Below are 15368 nucleotides of genomic sequence, written 5' to 3'. Positions count from 1 at the left end.
TTGGAGAGCCACACCCCATGAAGGTGCGCGCCTCGGTCAAGAAAATGTGCGACAAGTGCCGTGTGATTCGCCGCCACGGCCGGGTCATGGTCATCTGCACCAACCCCAAGCACAAGCAGCGCCAGGGCTGATCCCCAGCTGCCGGACCTGAGGTTCAGCTCTGACAGCAGAGCCCCTCAGGCCATCGCCTCAACTGCCGACACCGTCGGCCCCCGTCCCCCCTTCGATTGATTGCTCAGTGGCAAGGATTGCTGGCGTCGACATTCCCCGCGACAAGCGGATCGAAGTCGCCCTCACCTACATCTATGGAATTGGCCCCACCCGGGCCCGGACCATCCTGTCCAAGACCGGTGTCAACCCTGACATCCGCGTCAAGGATCTGGAGGATGGCGATGTGCAGAAACTGCGCGGCGCCACCGAGGCCTACACAATCGAAGGTGATCTGAGGCGTCAGGAGGGCATGGCCCTTAAGCGCCTGCAGGACATCGGCTGCGTCCGTGGCCGTCGCCACCGCATGAGTCTTCCTGTGCGCGGCCAGCGCACTCGCACGAATGCCCGCACCCGCCGTGGCGCGCGCAAAACTGTCGCTGGCAAGAAGAAGTGAGGCGAAGCCGCTGACGCCCGTCGTCACCGACCGCCCGCCCCTGACATCTCCCCCTATTCGCCTCCAGGCCCCAGCCCATGGCCAAACCCGCCAAAAAATCAGGCCCCAAGAAGGCCAAGCGCAACGTCCCGAACGGCGTTGCACACATCCAAAGCACCTTCAACAACACGATCGTTTCGATCACCGACACCACCGGCGAGGTCATCTCCTGGTCGTCGGCTGGAGCGAGCGGTTTCAAAGGCGCGCGCAAGGGCACACCTTTCGCAGCGCAGACCGCTGCCGAAGCAGCCGCCCGCCGTGCTCTCGAGCAGGGCATGCGTCAGATCGAGGTGCTGGTGCGTGGTCCCGGTTCAGGCCGTGAAACCGCCATCCGCGCCCTCCAAGTGGCCGGGCTGGAGATCACCCTGATCCGCGATGTCACGCCGCTTCCCCACAACGGCTGCCGCCGTTCCAAGCGCCGTCGCGTCTGATCGACGTTCCGCCCCCAGGTTTCCTTCCCTCCTCCCCGCTACAGACCGTGCTGCAATACCAGATCGACCGTATCGAGCATCAGATCGCTGATGATCGCGCTCAGACCGGTGTATTTCTCATCGGTCCCCTGGAGCGTGGCCAGGCAACCACCCTCGGCAATGCCCTGCGTCGGGTGTTGATGGGAGGCCTGGAAGGCAGCGCCGTCACCGCGGTACGCATTGCCGGCGTCAACCATGAATACGCCACCGTTCCCGGAGTTCGAGAGGACGTTCTCGACATCCTCCTGAACTGCAAACAGCTGAGCGTCAACAGCCGCACCAGCGAGCTGGAAATCGGTCGGCTTGTTGTCTCTGGTCCCGCTGAAGTGAAGGCCCGTGACCTGCAGTTTTCCTCCCAGGTGCAGGTGGTGGATCCGGAGCGACCGATCGCAACGGTGAGTGATGGTCACAGCCTGGAGCTGGAAGTCCATGTGGAGCGCGGCATCGGCTATCGCCCCGTTGACCGCCACAACGAAGACACCAGTGCCATCGATCTGCTTCAGATCGACGCCGTGTTCATGCCCGTACAACGGGTGAACTTCAGCATCGATGAAACGGCCGTTGCCGAAGGTGGATCTGCTCGTGAGCGGGTGCGCATGGAGGTGGTCACCGACGGTTCGATCACTCCCGATGACGCCATTGCTCAGGCGGCCAACCAGCTGATCGAACTCTTCCAGCCTCTGGCCACGGTCACGATGGTGGAGGAGCCCGGACTCGAGCCCGAGCCATCCGCAGAGGCCCAGATCCCCCTCGAGGAACTCAACCTCTCGGTTCGGGCCTACAACTGCCTGAAGCGTGCCCAGGTGAATTCCGTCTCCGATCTTATGGGCTTCAGTTACGAAGACCTGCTTGAGATCAAGAACTTCGGCTCCAAGTCAGCCGATGAGGTGATCGAAGCCCTCGAGCGCATCGGCATCTCGATCCCCCAGAGCCGCACCAGCGCCTGATTCCATCCGTTCGTCCCACCTCCGCACCTGAACCATGCGTCACCAATGTCGAGTTCCCCAGCTGGGTCGTCCGGCTGACCAGCGCAAGGCCATGCTCCGTGGCCTCACCACCCAGCTGATTCGTGAGGGTCGTGTGACCACCACCAAGGCCCGTGCCAAAGCCCTGCGTGATGAGGCCGAGCGCATGATCACGCTGGCCAAGGACGGCAGCCTCGCAGCCCGCCGCCGCGCCATCGGCTACATCTTTGATAAGCAACTCGTTCATGCCCTGTTCGACAAGGCTCAGGATCGCTACGGCGACCGGAACGGGGGCTACACCCGAATCACCCGCACGGTGCCCCGTCGTGGTGACAACGCCGAGATGGCGATCATCGAATTGGTCTGATCCAGACATCAGCGCTGTTCTCCGAATCCTCGACTGTCGAACCCTCGTCTGTCTCTGACGGCCCCATCCGGAAACGGATTGCCATCAGTGTGCAGTACGAGGGTTCCCTGTTTTGTGGATGGCAGCGGCAACGCCAAGGCACCAGCGTGCAAGGGGTCCTGGAGAGCGCGATCGCGGAGCTGGATCCCTTCCGCCCGATCCAGGCCGTTGCTGCCGGTCGTACCGATGCAGGAGTTCACGCCGCTGGCCAGGTGGTGCATTTCGACTGCTGCGGACCGATTCCTGCGAGCCGCTGGGCGCCGGCACTCAATGGGCGCCTACCCAAGAGCATCCGCGTGCGTGAAGCCGTGGAACGCCCTCTGGACTGGCATGCCTGCCACTCAGCCACCTACCGGCGCTATCGCTACACGATCTACAACGGGCGCCGTCCGAACCTGTTCCTCAGCCCCTGGACGTGGCACCGCTACCAGCTGCGCCTCGACGAGGGCGCGATGGCTCAGGCGTTAGAGGGAATGCTGGGACTGCATGACTTTTCAGCCTTCATGCGTGCCGGCAGCCGCCGCGCCCATGCCCGCACCACGATTCAGGATGTGAACCTGGAACGGCAAGGGGACCTGGTGGTCATGGACATCCAGGCCAGTGGTTTTCTCTATGGAATGGTGCGACTGCTCACCGCACAACTCGTGGCAGTGGGAGAACATCGACTCAGCCCTTCCGCCTTCGAACAACGCTGGCGGGAACGGCGTCGCCACGAAGTCAAGGAGGCCGCGCCACCCCAGGGCCTCTGCCTGCTGCGAGCTGGCTATACCGAGGCAATCTTCAGTGAGGGTGGGTGGTACGATTGCCAACCGCGGTATTTTCTGGCATCGAGTGATCCGCCACCGGATCCTCCTTCCATGCCAGAACGCCACTGAACCATTCCGGAGGCAGTGTTCGTTCACTGCACCGGCCAGAACGGCCCGCCACCTCATCAGCAATCAGCCCTGTTCCAGGGAGGAATCCACGACGAGGTAAGCTCTTTGTTTGAGCTCGGATCAGAGGGCGGTGACGCAATCTGATCCCATCTGCCCAGCTCCGCCAGCTCAGGTGGGGCATACCCGAACCGGCATGCCGGCGTGATGAACAAGACATCCGTTCCCTCCATCGATTCGATCGAACGCCAGTGGTACCTGGTGGACGCTGAGAATCAGACCCTCGGCCGACTCGCCACCGAGGTGGCATCTGTCCTGCGCGGCAAGACCAAGGCCTGCTACACCCCACACCTCGACACTGGCGATTTTGTGGTCGTCATCAATGCCGACAAGGTGCGTGTCAGCGGTAACAAGCCCCAGCAGAAGCTGTATCGCCGTCACTCCGGACGTCCGGGCGGCATGAAGGTTGAAACCTTCGCTCACCTGCAGGAGCGCCTGCCTGAGCGCATCGTGGAGAAAGCCATCAAGGGCATGCTTCCCCACAACGCTCTGGGCCGCCAGCTGTTCCGCAAGCTCAAGGTCTACAAAGGCAGCGAGCATCCCCATGCTGCTCAGCAGCCCAAGCCCCTCGCGCTCGATCCCGCCGCTTCCGCCCAATGAGCACCTCTAATTCCGTCGTCTACTGGGGCACTGGTCGCCGCAAGACCTCCGTGGCCCGCGTCCGCCTGGTCCCCGGCAACGGCACGATCACCATCAATGGTCGCCCGGGTGACAATTATCTGAACTACAACCCGGCCTACATCGCCGCCGTCAAGGCTCCTCTGCAGACCCTCGGCCTCACCGCCGACTATGACGTGCTGGTGAATGTCCGTGGTGGTGGCCTCACCGGTCAGGCCGACGCCATCAAGCAGGGTGCAGCCCGAGCCCTCTGCGAGCTGTCGGCGGACAACCGCAAGCCGCTCAAAGTTGAAGGTCACCTCAGCCGCGACCCCCGTGCCAAGGAACGTCGCAAGTACGGCCTCAAGAAAGCCCGCAAGGCTCCTCAGTTCTCCAAGCGCTGATCCCTGTCATGCCCAAGCCCGAAATTCATCCCACCTGGTATCCCGACGCCAAGGTGATCTGCAATGGAGAGGTGGTCATGACCACTGGCTCCACCCAGCCGGAGATTCACGTCGACGTCTGGAGCGGCAATCATCCCTTCTTCACTGGAACCCAGAAGATCCTCGACACCGAGGGCCGCGTGGACCGCTTCATGCGCAAATACGGCATGGGTGGCGCCGGACAGGCTGCTGGCGAAAAGAAAGCCGCTGACAGCTCCAAATCCGATGCTGCCAGCAAGGAAGAAGCTGCTGCCGACGCCTGAACAAGGCCTCCCTGTCCAGGGTCTGATGACACCTGCACTTACCACCCCCGGCCCCGGACAAGCGTCTGAGGTCGGGGGTCTTTTGATCACCGCCTGCCTGAGGGGATGGACAGCTCAACCCTGATCAGCCGCTTGGAAGCCGCCAGCACCAGCTTCCGAACCCTGGAGCGTCAGCTGGCGGATCCAGATGTGGCTGCAGATCCCAAACGCCTGGAGACGATCGCCAGGGAGCGCGCGCGACTGGAACCCCTGGTGCAGGATTACGCGAGCCTGAATCAGATCGAGGTGGAGCTCGATCAGACCCGTGCGCTCTTGCGGGACAGCCGCGGCGATACCGCCATGGAGGAGCTCGCTCAGCAGGAGCTGCAGGCCCTCCAGGACCGCCATGACGAACTGGTCAGACGGGTCACCCTGGCGTTGCTTCCCCGCGATCCACGGGATGAACGCAGCGTGATGCTGGAGATTCGCGCCGGTGCCGGCGGCGATGAGGCCTGCCTCTGGGCAGGCGATCTGGCTCGGATGTATGAGCGCTATGGCAGCCGCCGGCAGTGGTCCGTGCAACCGGTCAGCGCCAACATCGCCGATCTCGGCGGCTATCGGGAACTCATCCTCTCGGTCAAGGGGGATGCGGTGTTCAGCCAACTGAAATTCGAAGCTGGGGTCCATCGCGTGCAGCGGGTGCCCGCCACCGAATCCCAGGGCCGTGTCCACACGTCCACCGCCACTGTGGCCGTGATGCCAGAGGCGGACCCGGTGGAGGTGCAGATCGATCCCACCGAACTTGAGATCAGCACAGCGCGCTCAGGGGGAGCGGGCGGCCAGAACGTCAACAAGGTGGAAACGGCCGTGGACCTGCTCCATAAACCGACTGGGATCAGGGTGTTCTGCACCCAGGAACGCTCCCAGCTTCAGAACAGGGAACGGGCCATGGAGATCCTGCGCGCCAAGCTTTACGAGCGACAGCTGGCAGAAGCGAACGCAAAGGAGAGCTCAGCCCGCAGGGCTCAGGTGGGGACAGGCGATCGCAGCGAAAAAATTCGCACCTACAACGCCAAAGACAACCGAGTGACCGACCACAGGCTGGGGCGCAATTTCAGTCTTGATCCGGTGCTGGAGGGTCAGTTAGAAGATGTGATCGGCGCCTGCATCGCTGAGGAACAGCGCGCCAAGCTCGAGGCCCTCAGTGACGACACGGACGCCTGAGACTCAGGCCCCGATCACATATTTGGCCCACTCGCTGCGACGGCCTGAATCAATCTGACGGGTGGCCTCAAAGCTGAGGCTGCTCAAGGGCCGACGCGGCACCCGGCGCAGGGGCATGTTCGCCTCCTGAGGAGTGCGGTTTCCCTTGCGCACATTGCAGCGCAAACAGGCGGTGGTCACGTTCTCCCAGGTGTCGTCCCCACCACGACTGCGGGGCAGAACATGGTCGATCGAAAGCTGATCGCCACGGCTTCCGCAGTATTGGCAGCAGTGGTTGTCGCGCTGAAACAGGTTGCGGCGGGTCAGCGGCAACTGACGGAACGGAACGCGCACGAACTGGCGCAACCGAATGACCGTCGGCACCAGCAGATCGGCACGCACGCAGTGGTCAGGATCATGTTCCAGGCCCTCGGCCTTTCCTTTGAGCAACATCACCATGGCCCGACGCCAGGTGGTGATATTCAGCGGCTCGTAGGACGCATTGAGAACGAGAACCTGGCCCATGCCAGCCCCCTGATTAAGCGGCATGCTATCGGCATCCAACCCCTGTCAAGGTGTCCTTCACGACCGAGCCAATGACGCCCCTGCGGGACACGGAAGCGCCCGATCCCCGTCAGAGGGCCTGGCTGGAGGTATCACCAGCGGCCATCGAAGCCAATGCCCGGTCCCTTCGCGGCCTGCTGCTGCCATCCTGCGCGCTGATGGCGGTCGTGAAGGCCGATGGCTATGGCCATGGAGCCGTCACCGTGGCCCGTGCGGCCGTAGTGGGCGGCGCCAGCCAGCTCGGTGTGGCCACGCTGCAGGAAGGGATCGAACTCAGGAAGGCCGGACTGGATCAGCCCGTTCTGGTGCTGGGAAACCTCACCCAACCGGAGGAGCTGCGGGCCTGCCTGCATTGGCAACTGATGCCAACCCTGAGCAGCATGCGCGAAGCGCTGCTCTGCCAAAACCTCGCCAGTGGCAGTGGGCGTCCTTTCCGTGTCCAGCTGAAACTGGACACGGGGATGACGCGCCTGGGTTGCGACTGGGAAGAAGGGCCACGGCTGGCAGCGGCGATTGGGCAGCTGGATCAGATCCAACTCAGCGGGGTTTACAGCCACCTGGCCCTCGCCGATGGCGAGCCTGAAGGCGAGGGTGACCGGGTCACAGCCCTGCAGCAACAACGGTTTGAATCGGTTCTGCAACACCTGCCCGCCGGCGGCCCCTTGCGTCATCTCGCCAACTCGGCCGGGACGCTGCGCAGCCAGGCTCTCCATCACGACCTTGTCCGCGTTGGCCTGGCGCTCTATGGCCATTGCCCAAGCCCGCATCTGGATGGAGCCATAGCCCTGGAGCCGGCCATGGCCGTCAAAGCACGCGTGACCTTGATTCGCCAGGTGTCCGCCGGCGTTGGGGTCAGCTACGGGCATCGCTTCATCACCCAGCGCCCCAGCCGACTGGCCGTGGTGGCGATTGGCTACGCCGATGGCGTGAGCCGAGCGCTCTCGGGTCGGATCGCCGCCCTGCACCAGGGTCGGCGTCTACCCCAGGTTGGAGCGATCACCATGGATCAACTGATCCTCGATGCCACCGACCATCCCCAGCTGGAAGCCGGCAGCGTGGTGACCTTGCTGGGCCAAGACGGTGCTGAGAGGATCACCCCCCGTGATTGGAGTGAGCAAAGCGGCTCCATCCCCTGGGAGGTGCTGTGCGGTTTCAAACACCGTCTGCCAAGGGTGGTGATCTGACCTTCTGGGCCCACTCCTTGGTAAGGTGGGCAAGCCGCTGGAGAGGTGGCTGAGTGGTTGAAAGCGGCTCCCTGCTAAGGAGTTACAGGAGGCAACTTCTGTCGAGGGTTCGAATCCCTCCCTCTCCGTTGACTTAATCGATCGCAAATGCTGCGAGCTCTCTTGCCAGAGCAGGGAGCAGTGCTGTGTCCTGCGCCCGCTCCTGGCCGTCGCTGAACACCACCAAGAGGGACGGTGAGGCATCAGGCAAGCTCCACCAGGCGGCATCGTGACGGGCCTGACTCATCCAGCCGGCCTTGCTCCAGACCCTGCTCTCTGCAGGCAGCCCTTCCCCCAGGAATCCATCCACCTGATTCTCAGGATCGGCGGCCCGTTGGGCCAGATCGAGGGAACGCTCCAGCAGATCGCGTAAACGACGGCTGGCCGGAGGGGACAGCAGCGCATCGGTCATCACAGCCTCGAGCACCCTGGCCGTAGCGGCAGTGCTGAGGGCATTGCGATTGTCATTCATGACCCCGTAGAAGTCACGTTCGCGGCCATAGGGCCCTTCATTCCAGGTTTTCTGGCAACAGTTGATGCGTTCCAGCTCAGGCCATCCGATCGTCTGCAGCCAGGTGTTGACCAACTGCCGCTGCTGCTGCCATTGGCTCCAGGCCTGCCCCCGCAAGGTGGGGCCGCTGGTGGTCGCCGTGAGCAGATCCACGACCAGACCGGTGGCGTCGTTGCCGGAGTCCACGATCATGTCCCGCAGAGCCCGACGCAATTCGTCGTTGTCCACAAGGAGATCGCGCTGCAGCCAATCCTCAGCCGCCACCGCATAAAACAGCTTCACCACACTGGCGGGATAGAGGAGACGCTGATCCGCCCAGGCCGCTCCGAGGCCAGTGCCGGCAGCCGGAGCCTGCTGGTCGTAGCGCACCCACGTGATGGCCACCTGCTCAGTGAGCCCAGGCCGTCCCTCCGACTCCAGTCGGCGCAACAGGGAGGACAGATGCTCCTGCATCGCCGGGTCGGGACGGTAGAACGCCATGAAGCTGGCCGCTGAACCATGCCGACCCTAGGCACCCCACTCGCCCCTGAACTGCTCCAAGCAGGAAGCGTCTGGCAACTGACGCGAAGCGTTAACGGTTACGCCCGTGCTGCGGGCAATGGTCTGGCGACCCAAGCAGCGGCGGGCCGCCGATTCCGGGTGGTGGACAGCCCAGAACAGGCCCACCCTGGGCGCTTGCGCATTGTGCTGCTGGAGGATGGCTATCCCTGCTGGATGGCACTGACAGAGATCGTCGGCCAGGCCCGCAGCAGCGCCCCATGGAGACCGGCACTGCTCGATGAGAAGGCGATCGTCCACCGGCTGCCGGCAGTGCTCAGCTGGATCGCCGCTGCTGCCGCAAGGCCGAATGTCTATCTCTGGGGTGGCACGGTCGGGCCAGATCTTGACTGCTCAGGGTTAGTGCAAACGGCCTTTGCAAGCACCGGAATTTGGCTGCCACGGGACGCCTATCAGCAGGAGCGGTTCTGCATGCCAGTCGCCGTGCGCCCCGGGGATGACAGTCTGCTGCGCCCCGGGGACCTGCTGTTCTTCGGCACACCTCAGCGCTGCACCCATGTGGGAATTCACAGGGGTGGAGGCCATTACTGGCACAGCTCAGGACAGCAACATGGCCGCAACGGAATCGGCAGCGACTGCATTCATCCCCGTGATCAGCACCCGGTCGCCTGCCATTACCGGGCGGAACTGCGCGGGGCCGGCCGCGTGCATCGCTGCCATGACGGAACCTCATTGCCGTAGCAGCCTCTGCCATAGCAGCCCGATCTAGGTTGCCCCCACCGAACCGCACCGGGATGTCCCTCAGCGCCGCACCCTCAGCCACTGCCCTCGATGCGGGCGAGGCTCCGCTCGATCTCTCGGTGGTGGTGCCTCTCTACAACGAAGAGGAAAGCCTGCCCGAGCTGGTGGAGCAGCTGCTCACGGCCCTACGCCCCACAGGCGAACGCTTCGAGCTGGTGCTGGTCAACGATGGATCCAGCGATGGCACGGCCCAGGTTCTGGAGGATCTGAGCCTGGAGATTCCAGAGCTGGTGGGGGTGCTGCTGCGCAAAAACTATGGCCAAACAGCAGCGATGGCGGCCGGCTTCGACGTGGCACGCGGCGAGGTGATCGTGAGTCTGGATGGTGATCTCCAGAACGATCCCGCCGATATCCCGCTGCTGCTCGCCACCCTGCGCGAGGGCTTCGACCTGGTGAGCGGCTGGCGGCATCAGCGCCAAGATGCAGCACTGCAACGCAAGCTGCCTTCGAAGATCGCCAATCGCCTGATCGGGCGGGTCACAGGCGTGCGCCTGCATGACTACGGCTGCTCCCTCAAGGCCTATCGCCGCGAAGTGCTCAGCGACATGCGTCTGTATGGCGAGCTGCACCGCTTCCTGCCCGCCCTCGCCTTCATTGAAGGCGCCCGGATCACAGAAGTGAAGGTCAACCACCGCGCCCGTCAGTACGGAAGCAGCAAATACGGAATCGACCGCACCTTCCGCGTGCTGATGGACCTGCTGACGGTGTGGTTCATGAAGCGATTCCTCACCCGACCGATGTATGTGTTCGGCTTCGGTGGCCTGGTGGCGATCGCCGCCAGCCTTGTGGCCAGCGCCTACCTTCTGGCCATCAAGCTGATGGGTGCGGACATTGGCAACCGCCCCCTGCTCACCCTCGCGGTGGTGCTGGGGCTCACGGGCGTGCAGCTGTTCTGCTTCGGCCTGCTGGCAGAGCTGCTGATCCGCACGTATCACGAAAGCCAGGGTCGGCCGATCTATCGCATCCGGGCCACGTTGCGCGGTGGGCGCGCCAGCTGAACGCTGCGGCGCCCTGGAGCGCCGCGGTGGCGCTCCATCGCCGCTGCAGCCGCTTCCACGATGCGGGGATCGGGATCGCGAAGCCCTCGCCGCAACACAGGCAGTCCTGCACTGTGCCCCCACAGGGCCGCAAGGCGCACCGCCTCCAACCGCTGCTCCGGGTCACCGGACATCAGGCGGCGTAGCTCGGTTTCCAGGGTCAGACGTTCCGCCGTTGTGGATGGCGGCGACCAAGGCTCACCATCGAGGCCCACCGGCTCCAGCTCAGCCTGCGCCTGTTGCACAAGCTCCACCTGAGCGCGATTAAGGGCGGCGACGGCAGCCGCGTCGGTGCTTCGCAACAGGGTCTTGCGGGGCCGACGGCCCATTCCCCAGAGCAGAAGCGCGAGAACGATGGCAGCGCCACCAGCAAAGAACTGAGACATCGGGGGATTGAACTTTTATGTCGCCGCGAAAGCCGGCGGCGGGCGCTAAGAAAAGCGATCCCTACAGTAACGGCGGACCTTTTTGGCTTAGGCCGTCGCCATGACTGGAGATTTCGTCGCCGCCTGGATGCCCTCCGTGTTCGTGCCCCTGGTGGGAATCATGGGCCCGGCTGTGGCCATGGCACTGCTCTTCAACGTGATCGAAGCTCGCGACTGAGTCGCACCGCTCGCTTCCCAAACCGTCATTCCGATTCCTCCCATGACTGTGACCCCCGTCGCCGATCCCACCGTCGGCAACCTGGCCACCCCGGTGAACAGCAGCTATTTCGCCAAGGCCTTCCTCAACGCGCTGCCCGCCTACCGTCCGGCCCTGTCCCCCAACCGCCGTGGCCTGGAAGTGGGCATGGCCCATGGCTTCTTCCTCTACGGCCCCTTCGCCGTCTGCGGCCCCCTGCGCAACACCGACTACGCCGCCACCGCAGGTCTGCTGGCTGCCATCGGTCTGGTCTCGATCCTGACCGTCTGCCTGTCGATCTACGGCACCGCCGGCAATGGCCCCAATGTGCAGCCTGCCGACGCGACCATCGACAACCCGCCTGCCGATCTGTTCACGAAGGCCGGCTGGGCTGAGTTCGCCAGCGGCTTCTGGCTGGGTGGTTGCGGCGGTGCCGCCTTCGCCTGGTTCCTGGCTGGCACGGCCATCGTTGCCCCCCTGGTCAACATCGCTGGTGGCGTCTGGAGCGTCAGCTGATCAGACCAGTCTGACTTTCCAGTCATTCCTGTTCATTCCTTGATTGCCCCTGATGGAGCTCTTCGCCTCCATCAGGGGCTTTTCGCTGTCAAGATCGTTGCGCTTCTGCAGCAGGTGCTGCCTTGCGGTCTATTTCACAGCCGTTTCTGCGCCGGCCTGTCTTCACGATCGTGTGCAGCCTGTTGGTGTTGCTGGCCGGCCTGGTGGCCCTGGTGGGTCTTGGACTGGAGGATCTCCCCCAGCTTGCCCCCACCCGCGTGAGTGTCAGCGCCACCTTCCCAGCCGCAGGGCCGGAGGTGGTGGAGCAGAGCGTGACCGCCGTGCTCGAGAAACAGTTCAACGGGCTGGAGGGGCTCGAGAGCATGAGCTCCAGCAGTCGCCAAGGAGGCGCAAGCATCTCTCTGCGCTTTGAAGGGGGAGACCCGGAGCTCAATGCAATCAAGGTTCAGAACGAGGTCAACCTGGCGAATCGTCGACTGCCGCAGGCCGTGACCCGCCAGGGGCTCAACGTGCGCAGGTCGTCGGATGACATCCTGCTGATCCTTGGCTTCAGTGCCCCCAAAGATCTTTATGCCCCCACCTTCGTAGGGGGCTGGCTGGACCAGACCCTGCGTGAGTCGCTGCGCAGCACGCCGGGAGTTGGCGATATCCGGGTCTTCGGTAGCAGCGAACTGGCCTTCCGCCTGTGGCTGAACCCCGATCAGCTCGAGCAATACAACCTCACGAGCAACGACATCACCGAAGCCCTGGCCGAGCAAAACGTGCTGGCCGCCCTGGGCAGCCTGGGCGAGGCGCCGGCTCCTGCCGGCCAGATGTTGAGCCTTCCGGTGGATGCGGAAGGCCGACTGCTCAGCAAGGCTGACTTCGAGGCCATGGTCGTGAAACGCACAGCCGCCGGTGGGCTCGTGCGACTGAAGGATGTGGGCCGGGTGGAACTCGGCAAAGAAAATTACGGAAGCAGCGCCATGAATCTCCAGGGGGAGAGTGCCGTGGCGGTGGGGATCTATCAGCGCGACGGTGCCAATGCTCTTGAGGTGAGCCGAGCGGTGCAAACCGAGCTGACCCGTTTGCAGGAGAGCTTCCCCCCAGGGGTCAGCATGCAGGTGATCGTGGATGTGGCCGAGACGGTTCAGGCCAACCTCGACCGCACCACCGACACCCTGAGGGATGCGGTGCTGCTGGTGCTGGTGGTGCTGGTGCTGTTTCTTGGCCGCTGGCGTCTAGCGATGATCCCTGGGATCGCCGTGCCGGTGGCCCTGATTGGCAGTTTGGTGATCGTGAAACTGAGCGGTTCCAACCTCAACAGCCTGATCCTCTTTGGCCTGGTGCTGGCCACGGGCATCGTGGTCGATGACGCGATCGTGGTGAGTGAAGACATCGCCGGTCGCATTGAGAGAGGCGCAGAACCTCAGGGGGCTGCAGAAGATGCGATGGCAGAACTTGCCGGTGCTGTGATCGCCACCTCGCTGGTGCTGGCGGCCGTTTTCGTGCCGGTGCTGCTGATTCCTGGCTCCATCGGCCGCCTCTATCAGCCGATTGCGTTGGCGATCAGTGGCGCGATCCTGTTCTCCACTTTCAATGCACTCACCTTCACCCCGATGGCCTGCGCCAGGGTGCTCGGCCCCGGTGGCGGCCGACTGCCCGGTCCGATTAAACGGCTCAGCGCCAGCCTGCGTGGAGGGATGAGCAACCTGCAGGAGCGCTATGGACGCCTGTTGGCGATCTGGCTCCCCCGGGGACGCATGGTGATCGCCCTGCTGCTGGCGGGCCTGATGATCACAGGGATTGGGCTCGCGACGATGCCCACCGCCTTCATCCCCGATGAAGACCAGGGTCAGGTGCGTGGCTATTTCACCCTCCCAGACGGAGCCAGCCTGGAGCGCACCGAAGCGGTGATGGAACAGATCCGACAGGTGGTGGCTGGCGAGCCGCTGATTCGCACCGGCAACTTCTACGCGGGACGATCCTTCGGACAGAGTGGTGAAGACAAGGGATCCTTCTATCTGCGGCTGGTGCCACTGAAGGATCGACCGGGGGCGGAGAACAGCAGCGAAGCCGTGAAGGAACGTCTGAACAGGGCCCTGCGACGGCGCATCAAGGATGCCCGCGTGGTAGTCACCACCCCCCCCACAGTGCGTGGCTTCAGTAGTGAGTCGGGCCTTCAGCTGGAGCTGCTCGATCGCAGCGCCGGCCAGCTCAGCCTGGCGGACTTTGAGGAGCAGGCCCAGCGCTTCATCCGCGCTGCCGAGGCCACTGGAGATTTCGAGCGGGTGAGCACCCGCTTCGATGCCAGCTCACCGCGCTGGCGCCTGGAGATCGACCGCAGCCAGATGGCAGCGCTCGACCTACCCGTTGGGCGGACCCTGCGGGACATCGGCACGGCCATCGGCGGCCGCTACATCGATGACACCTTTGAAGGCGGGCAGATCCGCACGATCTATCTGCAGCTCGATGGAGCCAACCGCCGTGATCCAGGAGATCTCACCAGCCTGATGGTGCGCAATCGCCAAGGGGATCTGGTCTCGGTCGCCAACGTGGCCCAACTCAAACCGGCCGAAGGTGCCAACAGCATCGACCACTACAACCAGAACCGCTCCATCAGCATCACGGCGATTCCAAACGATGGCGTCAGTAGCGGTCAGGCGATCGACCTGCTGCAAGACATCAGTGAGCGCACGGGCGGCACCAGTCTTGGCTTGGCATTCACGGGCTTAGCCAGGGAGGAAACCAAGGCAGAAGACGTGTCATGGATCCTGTTCAGCTTGGGGATTCTGGTGGTGTATCTGCTGCTGGCCGGTCTCTACGAAAGCTTCCTCGATCCGTTGATCATCCTGCTCACGGTGCCGATGGCCCTGCTTGGAGCACTGATCGGCCTCAAGCTGCGCGGACTGCCCCTCGATGTTTACGGGCAGATGGGAATGCTGGTGCTGGTGAGCCTGGCTGCCAAGAACGGCATCCTGATCGTGGAATTCGCCAACCAGCGGCTGGAGCAGGGGATGGCTCTGCTTGATGCGATCGAAGGAGCCGCGATCAACCGCATGCGACCGATCCTGCTCACGGCGGTCACCTCTCTGGCGGGCTTCCTGCCACTGCTCCTGGCGAGTGGCACTGGCTCCGCCAGTCGTCTCAGCATCGGCACGGTGGTCTTCAGTGGCCTGCTCGTGTCCACCCTGCTCTCCTTGTTTGTTGTGCCGGCGATGTATCTGCTCCTGAAGCGCTGGCGCGGAGTGCGGCCGGAGCCTGCTCCGCAGTTGGATGGATGATCCTCAGCAGGGCTCAAAGCGGGCATTCAAAGCAGGGCCACCCCCGGGCGGAACCCTGCAGGGTCCAGCGTCCGGGCGTTCTTTAGGCCTGGAGGAATGGACAACGGAGCTCACGCCAGGAGCCTTTGCCACCCTTGATGGGACAGCAACCGGTTCATCAAGCCTGACCTGCGCGAGGTCGATGCGCTGACTGGGCAGCATCTGCATGGTCAGGTTGTACGTGGTGGTAGCGGCAGCCAGTAGAAGCACCAACTCGAGCTTGGGAGGAATCGATGGCCAGCGGGACGGGGGCATGACAAGCAACTGCACAGGCTCTGCCCAGTGGAGCGCGGAGCCAAGCCCCAAATGTGACTGCATCGCCACCCAACAGTGACGCGATGCATACGGAACCGGCGTGCAGCGATTCGTAAGGTGTAAGCCTCTTTGTCGTGTG

General features: G+C 63.7%; 19 protein-coding genes and 1 tRNA gene. 17 read left to right on the top strand and 3 right to left on the bottom strand.

What is annotated here, in order from left to right:
• Nucleotides 1-17 precede the first annotated feature (17 nt).
• From rpmJ to prfA, 10 genes are all read left to right on the top strand, one after another.
• Nucleotides 18-131 (top strand): 50S ribosomal protein L36, encoded by a 114-nt coding sequence (rpmJ, locus tag CWE16_RS07005; RefSeq protein WP_006173336.1) that lies wholly within the window; start codon nt 18-20, stop codon nt 129-131.
• Between the two features lie 107 nt (nt 132-238).
• The gene (gene rpsM, locus CWE16_RS07000; protein ID WP_131454731.1) at nt 239-604 is read left to right on the top strand and encodes a 30S ribosomal protein S13; all 366 of its coding nucleotides are present in this window, start codon (nt 239-241) and stop codon (nt 602-604) included.
• 77 nt (nt 605-681) lie between these two features.
• On the top strand, nt 682-1074 hold the full coding sequence (rpsK, locus tag CWE16_RS06995) for a 30S ribosomal protein S11 (RefSeq protein WP_006854807.1): 393 nt from the start codon (nt 682-684) through the stop codon (nt 1072-1074).
• A 47-nt stretch (nt 1075-1121) separates the two neighbouring features.
• On the top strand, nt 1122-2060 hold the full coding sequence (locus CWE16_RS06990) for a DNA-directed RNA polymerase subunit alpha (protein WP_131454732.1): 939 nt from the start codon (nt 1122-1124) through the stop codon (nt 2058-2060).
• A 34-nt stretch (nt 2061-2094) separates the two neighbouring features.
• Nucleotides 2095-2445 (top strand): 50S ribosomal protein L17, encoded by a 351-nt coding sequence (gene rplQ, locus CWE16_RS06985; protein ID WP_131454733.1) that lies wholly within the window; start codon nt 2095-2097, stop codon nt 2443-2445.
• 14 nt (nt 2446-2459) lie between these two features.
• Nucleotides 2460-3359, top strand: coding sequence for a tRNA pseudouridine(38-40) synthase TruA (gene truA / locus CWE16_RS06980; protein WP_131594217.1), 900 nt, complete (start codon nt 2460-2462; stop codon nt 3357-3359).
• A gap of 204 nt (nt 3360-3563) precedes the next feature.
• A complete protein-coding gene (gene rplM, locus CWE16_RS06975; RefSeq protein WP_131454735.1) occupies nt 3564-4016 on the top strand; it encodes a 50S ribosomal protein L13 in 453 nt (150 codons plus the stop codon).
• A complete protein-coding gene (gene rpsI, locus CWE16_RS06970; RefSeq protein WP_131594215.1) occupies nt 4013-4417 on the top strand; it encodes a 30S ribosomal protein S9 in 405 nt (134 codons plus the stop codon). Before rplM ends, rpsI begins: the two co-directional genes overlap by 4 nt.
• A gap of 8 nt (nt 4418-4425) precedes the next feature.
• On the top strand, nt 4426-4719 hold the full coding sequence (gene rpmE, locus CWE16_RS06965) for a 50S ribosomal protein L31 (protein ID WP_131594213.1): 294 nt from the start codon (nt 4426-4428) through the stop codon (nt 4717-4719).
• Between the two features lie 105 nt (nt 4720-4824).
• Nucleotides 4825-5922 carry a peptide chain release factor 1 gene (prfA, locus tag CWE16_RS06960; RefSeq protein WP_131594212.1) on the top strand — a complete coding sequence of 366 codons (1098 nt, stop codon included), beginning with the start codon at nt 4825-4827 and terminating at the stop codon, nt 5920-5922.
• 3 nt (nt 5923-5925) lie between these two features.
• Here prfA and CWE16_RS06955 read toward each other — a convergent pair whose 3' ends face one another.
• Entirely contained in the window at nt 5926-6426 is a 501-nt protein-coding gene (locus tag CWE16_RS06955) for an HNH endonuclease (RefSeq protein ID WP_131594210.1), read from the bottom strand.
• 71 nt (nt 6427-6497) lie between these two features.
• On the opposite strand from CWE16_RS06955, the gene alr reads away from it, so the two are divergent.
• Both alr and CWE16_RS06945 read left to right on the top strand, forming a co-directional pair.
• On the top strand, nt 6498-7649 hold the full coding sequence (gene alr / locus CWE16_RS06950) for an alanine racemase (RefSeq protein ID WP_131594208.1): 1152 nt from the start codon (nt 6498-6500) through the stop codon (nt 7647-7649).
• 39 nt (nt 7650-7688) lie between these two features.
• Nucleotides 7689-7777, top strand: a tRNA-Ser gene (locus CWE16_RS06945).
• Nucleotides 7778-7782: 5 nt separating this feature from the next.
• Here CWE16_RS06945 and CWE16_RS06940 read toward each other — a convergent pair.
• Complete coding sequence (locus tag CWE16_RS06940) at nt 7783-8679, bottom strand: serine hydrolase (RefSeq protein ID WP_131594206.1); 897 nt, start codon at nt 8677-8679, stop codon at nt 7783-7785.
• Between the two features lie 18 nt (nt 8680-8697).
• Here CWE16_RS06940 and CWE16_RS06935 point away from each other — a divergent pair, with 18 nt between their 5' ends.
• On the top strand, nt 8698-9438 hold the full coding sequence (locus tag CWE16_RS06935; protein WP_131594204.1) for a C40 family peptidase: 741 nt from the start codon (nt 8698-8700) through the stop codon (nt 9436-9438).
• A gap of 53 nt (nt 9439-9491) precedes the next feature.
• The gene (locus CWE16_RS06930) at nt 9492-10496 is read left to right on the top strand and encodes a glycosyltransferase family 2 protein (protein ID WP_131454743.1); all 1005 of its coding nucleotides are present in this window, start codon (nt 9492-9494) and stop codon (nt 10494-10496) included.
• Here the strand turns inward: CWE16_RS06930 and CWE16_RS06925 are convergent.
• Nucleotides 10454-10921 carry a HEAT repeat domain-containing protein gene (locus CWE16_RS06925; protein WP_131594202.1) on the bottom strand — a complete coding sequence of 156 codons (468 nt, stop codon included), beginning with the start codon at nt 10919-10921 and terminating at the stop codon, nt 10454-10456. The genes CWE16_RS06930 and CWE16_RS06925 overlap by 43 nt on opposite strands.
• Before the next feature lie 100 nt (nt 10922-11021).
• Here CWE16_RS06925 and CWE16_RS06920 point away from each other — a divergent pair, with 100 nt between their 5' ends.
• The 3 genes from CWE16_RS06920 to CWE16_RS06910 all read left to right on the top strand — a co-directional run bounded on the left by CWE16_RS06920 (nt 11022) and on the right by CWE16_RS06910 (nt 14935).
• Entirely contained in the window at nt 11022-11138 is a 117-nt protein-coding gene (locus tag CWE16_RS06920; protein ID WP_131454745.1) for a photosystem I reaction center subunit VIII, read from the top strand.
• Between the two features lie 42 nt (nt 11139-11180).
• On the top strand, nt 11181-11672 hold the full coding sequence (locus CWE16_RS06915; RefSeq protein WP_131454746.1) for a photosystem I reaction center subunit XI: 492 nt from the start codon (nt 11181-11183) through the stop codon (nt 11670-11672).
• A 122-nt stretch (nt 11673-11794) separates the two neighbouring features.
• Nucleotides 11795-14935 (top strand): efflux RND transporter permease subunit, encoded by a 3141-nt coding sequence (locus tag CWE16_RS06910; protein ID WP_131594200.1) that lies wholly within the window; start codon nt 11795-11797, stop codon nt 14933-14935.
• Nucleotides 14936-15368 lie beyond the last annotated feature (433 nt).

It is taken from the genome of Synechococcus sp. BS55D, from assembly GCF_004332415.1.
Classification (GTDB): Bacteria; Cyanobacteriota; Cyanobacteriia; order PCC-6307; family Cyanobiaceae; genus Synechococcus_C.
Note: the sequence above shows the minus strand (reverse complement) of the source record. Positions and strands in the feature narration are given on the sequence as shown.

What these genes read in the sequence shown, in the direction of transcription:
- rpmJ (WP_006173336.1), top strand. Translation starts at nt 18, where the DNA reads ATGAAGGTGCGCGCCTCGGTCAAGAAAATGTGCGACAAGTGCCGTGTG.
- rpsK (WP_006854807.1), top strand. Translation starts at nt 682, where the DNA reads ATGGCCAAACCCGCCAAAAAATCAGGCCCCAAGAAGGCCAAGCGCAAC.
- rplQ (WP_131454733.1), top strand. Translation starts at nt 2,095, where the DNA reads ATGCGTCACCAATGTCGAGTTCCCCAGCTGGGTCGTCCGGCTGACCAG.
- rplM (WP_131454735.1), top strand. Translation starts at nt 3,564, where the DNA reads ATGAACAAGACATCCGTTCCCTCCATCGATTCGATCGAACGCCAGTGG.
- rpsI (WP_131594215.1), top strand. Translation starts at nt 4,013, where the DNA reads ATGAGCACCTCTAATTCCGTCGTCTACTGGGGCACTGGTCGCCGCAAG.
- rpmE (WP_131594213.1), top strand. Translation starts at nt 4,426, where the DNA reads ATGCCCAAGCCCGAAATTCATCCCACCTGGTATCCCGACGCCAAGGTG.
- prfA (WP_131594212.1), top strand. Translation starts at nt 4,825, where the DNA reads ATGGACAGCTCAACCCTGATCAGCCGCTTGGAAGCCGCCAGCACCAGC.
- CWE16_RS06955 (WP_131594210.1), bottom strand. Translation starts at nt 6,426, where the DNA reads ATGGGCCAGGTTCTCGTTCTCAATGCGTCCTACGAGCCGCTGAATATC.
- alr (WP_131594208.1), top strand. Translation starts at nt 6,498, where the DNA reads ATGACGCCCCTGCGGGACACGGAAGCGCCCGATCCCCGTCAGAGGGCC.
- CWE16_RS06940 (WP_131594206.1), bottom strand. Translation starts at nt 8,679, where the DNA reads ATGGCGTTCTACCGTCCCGACCCGGCGATGCAGGAGCATCTGTCCTCC.
- CWE16_RS06935 (WP_131594204.1), top strand. Translation starts at nt 8,698, where the DNA reads ATGCCGACCCTAGGCACCCCACTCGCCCCTGAACTGCTCCAAGCAGGA.
- CWE16_RS06930 (WP_131454743.1), top strand. Translation starts at nt 9,492, where the DNA reads ATGTCCCTCAGCGCCGCACCCTCAGCCACTGCCCTCGATGCGGGCGAG.
- CWE16_RS06925 (WP_131594202.1), bottom strand. Translation starts at nt 10,921, where the DNA reads ATGTCTCAGTTCTTTGCTGGTGGCGCTGCCATCGTTCTCGCGCTTCTG.
- CWE16_RS06920 (WP_131454745.1), top strand. Translation starts at nt 11,022, where the DNA reads ATGACTGGAGATTTCGTCGCCGCCTGGATGCCCTCCGTGTTCGTGCCC.
- CWE16_RS06915 (WP_131454746.1), top strand. Translation starts at nt 11,181, where the DNA reads ATGACTGTGACCCCCGTCGCCGATCCCACCGTCGGCAACCTGGCCACC.